The organism is Streptomyces apricus, from assembly GCF_008369065.1.
Taxonomy (GTDB): Bacteria; Actinomycetota; Actinomycetes; order Streptomycetales; family Streptomycetaceae; genus Streptomyces; species Streptomyces apricus.
Genome location: NZ_VDFC01000047.1, coordinates 546,632 through 551,535, shown reverse-complemented (window position 1 = coordinate 551,535; position 4,904 = coordinate 546,632). Strand labels below are relative to the sequence as shown.

The 4,904-nt window shown below is 69.8% G+C and carries 8 protein-coding genes; 4 read left to right on the top strand and 4 right to left on the bottom strand.

All coding sequences use genetic code 11. The annotated features are described in order from the left end of the window. Nucleotides 1-21 precede the first annotated feature (21 nt). The 3 genes from hutI (at nt 22) to FGF04_RS28875 (ending at nt 2,501) form a co-directional block, all read left to right on the top strand. Complete coding sequence (hutI, locus tag FGF04_RS28885; protein ID WP_149514242.1) at nt 22-1,287, top strand: imidazolonepropionase; 1,266 nt, start codon at nt 22-24, stop codon at nt 1,285-1,287. A 149-nt stretch (nt 1,288-1,436) separates the two neighbouring features. Further along, on the top strand, nt 1,437-1,817 hold the full coding sequence (locus tag FGF04_RS28880; RefSeq protein ID WP_149514241.1) for an AQJ64_40280 family protein: 381 nt from the start codon (nt 1,437-1,439) through the stop codon (nt 1,815-1,817). Between the two features lie 63 nt (nt 1,818-1,880). After that, nucleotides 1,881-2,501, top strand: coding sequence for a hypothetical protein (locus FGF04_RS28875; RefSeq protein WP_149514240.1), 621 nt, complete (start codon nt 1,881-1,883; stop codon nt 2,499-2,501). 66 nt (nt 2,502-2,567) lie between these two features. Here the strand turns inward: FGF04_RS28875 and FGF04_RS28870 are convergent, their stop codons facing one another. The 3 genes from FGF04_RS28870 to FGF04_RS28860 form a co-directional block, all read right to left on the bottom strand. Then, complete coding sequence (locus tag FGF04_RS28870) at nt 2,568-3,176, bottom strand: hypothetical protein (protein ID WP_149514239.1); 609 nt, start codon at nt 3,174-3,176, stop codon at nt 2,568-2,570. Between the two features lie 186 nt (nt 3,177-3,362). After that, complete coding sequence (locus FGF04_RS28865; protein WP_149514238.1) at nt 3,363-3,566, bottom strand: DUF397 domain-containing protein; 204 nt, start codon at nt 3,564-3,566, stop codon at nt 3,363-3,365. 7 nt (nt 3,567-3,573) lie between these two features. Then, nucleotides 3,574-4,017 carry a DUF5753 domain-containing protein gene (locus FGF04_RS28860; protein ID WP_328596415.1) on the bottom strand — a complete coding sequence of 148 codons (444 nt, stop codon included), beginning with the start codon at nt 4,015-4,017 and terminating at the stop codon, nt 3,574-3,576. Between the two features lie 44 nt (nt 4,018-4,061). Between FGF04_RS28860 and FGF04_RS28855 the strand changes: the two genes are divergently transcribed. Beyond that, nucleotides 4,062-4,424, top strand: a complete 363-nt coding sequence (locus FGF04_RS28855) for an ATP-binding protein (protein ID WP_149514237.1) — start codon at nt 4,062-4,064, stop codon at nt 4,422-4,424. Between the two features lie 29 nt (nt 4,425-4,453). Here the strand turns inward: FGF04_RS28855 and FGF04_RS41340 are convergent. Then, nucleotides 4,454-4,904 (bottom strand): RICIN domain-containing protein (locus tag FGF04_RS41340; RefSeq protein WP_235882541.1); only part of this gene is annotated, 451 nt, incomplete at its 5' end.

Below are 4,904 nucleotides of genomic sequence, written 5' to 3'. Positions count from 1 at the left end.
CCGATCACCCTCAAGGACGCCATGAGCAGCGGAACCAGCAGTACCGGCATGACCGGCAACACGACCCTCATCACCAACATCGCCAGTCTGGTCACCAACGATCCCTCCCTCGGGTGGGGGTCCCCCCGTTCGAGTAAATTCGAGAATGGGGGAGGGTCCCCGCTCGGGCTGATCCAGGACGCGGCCGTCGTCATCGACGGCGACCGCATCGCGTGGACCGGTGATTCAAGAGAAGCACCCGCCACTGACAATCGGGTCGACGCCGGCGGCCGCGCGGTGATCCCCGGCTTCGTCGACTCCCACTCGCACCTCGTCTTCGCGGGCGACCGCACGCAGGAGTTCAACGCCCGCATGTCCGGCCGCGCCTACAGCGCCGGCGGCATCCGCACCACCGTCGCCGCCACCCGCGCCGCGAGCGACGAGGAGCTGGAGCGCAACCTCACCCGCCACCTCGACGAGGCGCTGCGCCAGGGCACGACCACGTTCGAGACCAAGTCGGGCTACGGGTTGACGATCGAGGACGAGGCGCGCGCCCTGCGCATCGCGTCCGCGCACACCGAGGAGGTCACCTACCTCGGCGCGCACATCGTCTCCCCCGACCACGCGGACGACCCGGCCGCGTACGTCGCGCTCGTCACCGGCGAGATGCTCGACGCGTGCGCCCCGTACGCCCGTTGGATCGACGTCTTCTGCGAGAAGGGCGCCTTCGACGGGGACCAGGCCCGCGCGATCCTCACGGCGGGCCGGGCGAAGGGGCTGCATCCGCGCATCCACGCCAACCAGCTCTCGTACGGTCCCGGCGTGCAGCTCGCGGTGGAGCTGGACGCGGCCAGCGCCGACCACTGCACGCACCTGACCGACGCCGACGTCGACGCCCTCGCGAACGGACGTACGGTGGCGACGCTGCTGCCCGGCGCGGAGTTCTCCACGCGCGCCGAGTGGCCCGACGCGCGCCGCCTGCTCGACGCGGGCGCCACGGTCGCGCTCTCGACGGACTGCAACCCGGGCTCGTCCTTCACGTCCTCGGTCCCGTTCTGCATCGCGCTGGCGGTACGGGACATGGGGATGACCCCGGACGAGGCGGTGTGGTCGGCCACGGCGGGCGGGGCCGCGGCCCTGCGCCGCACGGACATCGGCCGCCTGGTCCCCGGCGCCCGGGCCGACCTGGTCCTCCTCGACGCCCCGAGCCACGTACACCTGGCGTACCGGCCGGGGGTACCGCTGGCCGCGGCGGTGTGGCGGAAGGGCACCGAGGTCTTCGGAGGGCGGGGCGGCGCCGGGCGGTGAGCACGGCGGATCTCCCACCGCCGGGACGCACGGCGTCAGTGGTGCCCACGCCCTGAGATCGGGCCCGCGCCCGAGCAACCTTCGAAAACGCCGTGCGGTCCTACCTGATGCCGAGTTTGCACGGAACGGGAACGTGGGCGGGAATGCGGATGACGGATCAGAGCAGCCGGGTGACCTGGGTCGACGTACGCGACGGAGTGCCGCGGGACGGCATGCCGGTGGCGGCGGCGATCACCGGCCGGTACCCGGCCGACGGCCCCGGGCCCGATGCGGGGCCGGGGGAGGAGTTCTGGTTGGTGAGGCCGATGTACTACACGACCTTGCACTTCGCCGAGGACGGCACGCAGCACAAGGACTGCTTCGTCGACTCCGACGGGGTCGTACGCCTGCCCCACGGTCTGGACAGCGAGGAGACGGTGACCCACTGGGCCGAACTCCCTACCCTCCCGGGCAGGACGATGCACTTCGTCCTCGGCGAAGACGTGGCCCCGGCCCTCCAGGACGTCTGGGGAGACCGCCCCACCGGCTGATCCGCGGTCCGCGCGGGACAGCGCGGAGCCGAGCCCGAACCGGGCGTTTGAGAAGATCGCGGCATGGTCAGCGCAAAAGGACATCCGCCCGACGACTGGGGCTTCCTCGGGATCGGCGACCCGCTCCTGGTCGCCCACGACGAGCAGCGCGATCTCCTGGCGGTGGCCGGAACGGACGCGCACAGTGCCATCACGCCGGTCGCGGTCCACGACAGCCGCCACTTCGTCCGCAAGGCGCTCGTCCGCTCACGCTTCCCCGTGCACGCGATGGCCCTCCACCCCACGCGTCCGCTGCTCGCGATAGGCACCGGGCAGTACGACGGCGGCTACTTCTTCGAGGGCGAACTCCTGCTCCTGCACATCAAGAAGGGCTCGGTCGTTTCCCTCATCGAGCACGAAGGGGGCAGGCAGGTGCTGGGCCTGGAGTGGCTCGACGAACACTCACTCCGCGTCCTCATGGCACCGCCCGACGACTGGCGGGACGAAGCGGCGCACGAGGCCGGTCACGTCGCCGTGGTGGACCGGCCCGACTGGACCGCCGTCCCCGCACGGTCCCTCGACGGCCGGGACCTGGCCGGCCCCCGGGTCCCCGCCCCGCGGCGGGAGCGCCATGAGATGGCGCGGCGGGCGACAGCCGAACTCCGCTCCCTCTGGGAGGCCCGACGAGCCGCTCCCCGGCAGTGACTCCGCGAGCAGGAGGGTGCTCGCGGAGAACCTGCCGACCGTGGTCAGTCGCGCAACCTCACGGTCTCAGATGGTCGGGGTGTCGTCGACGATCGGCTTGTGGATCTCGACGACCGGCTTCCATCCTGCGGAGAATTCGATGAAGTCCGCGCGGGTGGGGTAGGTGTCGATCGCGCGACGGTCACGCTTGGGACTGTCGCCCCCCTTGCGTCCTCGGGGAATCTGCTCCTCGAAGATGTCGACCTTGACGTCGGGAACCTCCTTGAGGGCCTGGCGCCAGATCTGTACGACATCGGCGCCGAACGCCTGCCGGGCCGCGGCGTAAAGGGCCGAGAGGGCGCCCTTGTCCCCACCGGGGACGAAAAGCGCCAGGTCCAGTACGACGCCGGCGGACTGGAGGACCTCGATGGTCGCCGAGCCGTTTTCGTCGGCCAGGTAGATTCCGGCTTCGTTCTCGTCGTCAGGAAGGCAGGCGACCTCTTCCTGGAAGATGGTCCTCGCCATGACCGAGCCGCCCTCGAAATCCTCACCGGACTTGGTCAGAAAAGCAGGAACATAACAGCCGGGAACCTTGAGGTCTGCCGTGTCGGCGGAAACGAATATCCTGTCCTTCACGCCGAGTTTCGTTACCTCTTCCAGCGAGAGGCGGCGAGCGGCGATCTTTTCCGTGTTCACGATTTCCCTTTCAGGTTGCACTGTCCCTCCGAACAAGGACGCTACCACGAAACTCCGAAGCCAACTGCCCAGTAATCCATGGGCAAATGGCCTCCGGCGACCTGCGTGGAAGGGTGCATCCGCCGGGGAGTGTCCCTCGTCGTGGTGGGACGGACGCCCGCGGGGTCGGCTTTCTGGAGTTGCTCGTCAGCCCCGAGGGTGGCTGAACGCGCCTGCCTTTACGGTGCGTATGAGGTGGGCTATGGGGGTGTTGGTGGTGGTGAGTTCTATTTCGGGGGATTCGCTTTCGCGGAGGTGGAGAGATCCAGGGCCAGAGGCGACCTCGACGCAGGTGTTTCCCTCGCCGCCGCCAGAGAACGTGGACTTTTGCCAGTGCAGGGCATGATTCATGCGCGGTTCACAACTCCTTGGTCATGTGGTGGATGAAGTCTCGTGAGTCCGTAGGGGACAACGACATCTTTTCCACTTTGCGGAAGAGTGTTTGGAGCCCTCTCAATTGGGCCTCGGCGTCGATGAACATGGTACCGGTGGGGAAGTCCCGGAGAACGGTGTCCAGTTGGGGCAGCGGGCCGCCCATATGCATCATCGAGGCGTCGGCGCCGGCGAAGTTGTCCTGATCGGTGGGTACGACGCGCACGGTGGCGTGCCCTCGCTCGATCTGTTCCAGGATGTGTCGGAGCTGGCTGAGGGAAGTCTTTCGGTCGGCGACTCGAACCCGCAGGGCGAATTCGTGGACGATCGTCTCGTACGGGGTATGGTCGGCGCCCTCGATCACGGTGCTTCGTCGCATTCGGTGCTGCACCCGAGTCGCAAGCTCGCTCTCGGGCAACTCCGGTCGCATGTAACGGAAGACCGCGCGGGCGTAGTCGGGGGTTTGCAGCAGCCCTGGGACGCGGGGTCACCGTCTGCCGTCGTACCCTCCGGCTGATCCTCACCCTGCACGGGCTGATCCGGCTCGCCGACACCGCCGAACTCCTCGCGGCGGAGCTCGTCGCCAACGCCGTGCTGCACACCAAAGGCCCCGCCGGCCTCCGCGTCCGCTGGGCGGTGGGGGTCCTGCAGATCGGCGCCTGGGACGCGGACCCCGAACCGCCCGAGCCGCCCGGAGCGCCGGCGGACCCGGCGGACGCCGAGGGCGGGCGGGGGCTCCACCTGGTCCGCGCCTGCTCCGACGCCTGGGGCTGGCAGCCGCTGTTCCGGCTCGGCAACCGCGGCAAGTACGTGTGGTGCGACCTGGCCGCCGGGTAGCCGGACGGAACGGTACGGAACGGGACGGTTCAGGTCGTGCCCGCCCGCCATCGCTGGATCGTGCCGCCCGTGTCCGGGGCCAGGTCCAGGGCGCTGTCGCCGACCGGCGTCAGCGCGTGGCCCGGAGCGATGGCCGGGCGCAGCACGCCCGTCGAGGTCACCGCGAACCGCAGGTTCGGGCCGTTGCGGCCGTCCAGCGAGTCGCACTCCCAGATGCCCACGCCGTCGTCGGTCGCCCCGCGGCTGTCCAGGCAGAAGTCCGGGTCGGCGTACGACCGCAGCGCCCCGCTCGCGGCGTCCACCCGCCAGCGCTGGGTGCGGGACGAGGAGCAGGGCGCCGTGACGACGTCCGTGCCCTTCTCCAGCTCGCCGCCCGCGATGTCCAGGCAGCGGCCCGAGGCACGGTTCACCACCTGGGTGTAACTCCCGCCGGGAGGCCGCGGGGACGGGGGAGGAGAAGAGGGCTTCTTCGTGCGGGAC

What these genes read in the sequence shown, in the direction of transcription:
- hutI (WP_149514242.1), top strand. Translation starts at nt 22, where the DNA reads ATGAGCAGCGGAACCAGCAGTACCGGCATGACCGGCAACACGACCCTC.
- FGF04_RS28880 (WP_149514241.1), top strand. Translation starts at nt 1,437, where the DNA reads ATGACGGATCAGAGCAGCCGGGTGACCTGGGTCGACGTACGCGACGGA.
- FGF04_RS28875 (WP_149514240.1), top strand. Translation starts at nt 1,881, where the DNA reads ATGGTCAGCGCAAAAGGACATCCGCCCGACGACTGGGGCTTCCTCGGG.
- FGF04_RS28865 (WP_149514238.1), bottom strand. Translation starts at nt 3,566, where the DNA reads ATGAATCATGCCCTGCACTGGCAAAAGTCCACGTTCTCTGGCGGCGGC.
- FGF04_RS28860 (WP_328596415.1), bottom strand. Translation starts at nt 4,017, where the DNA reads ATGCGACCGGAGTTGCCCGAGAGCGAGCTTGCGACTCGGGTGCAGCAC.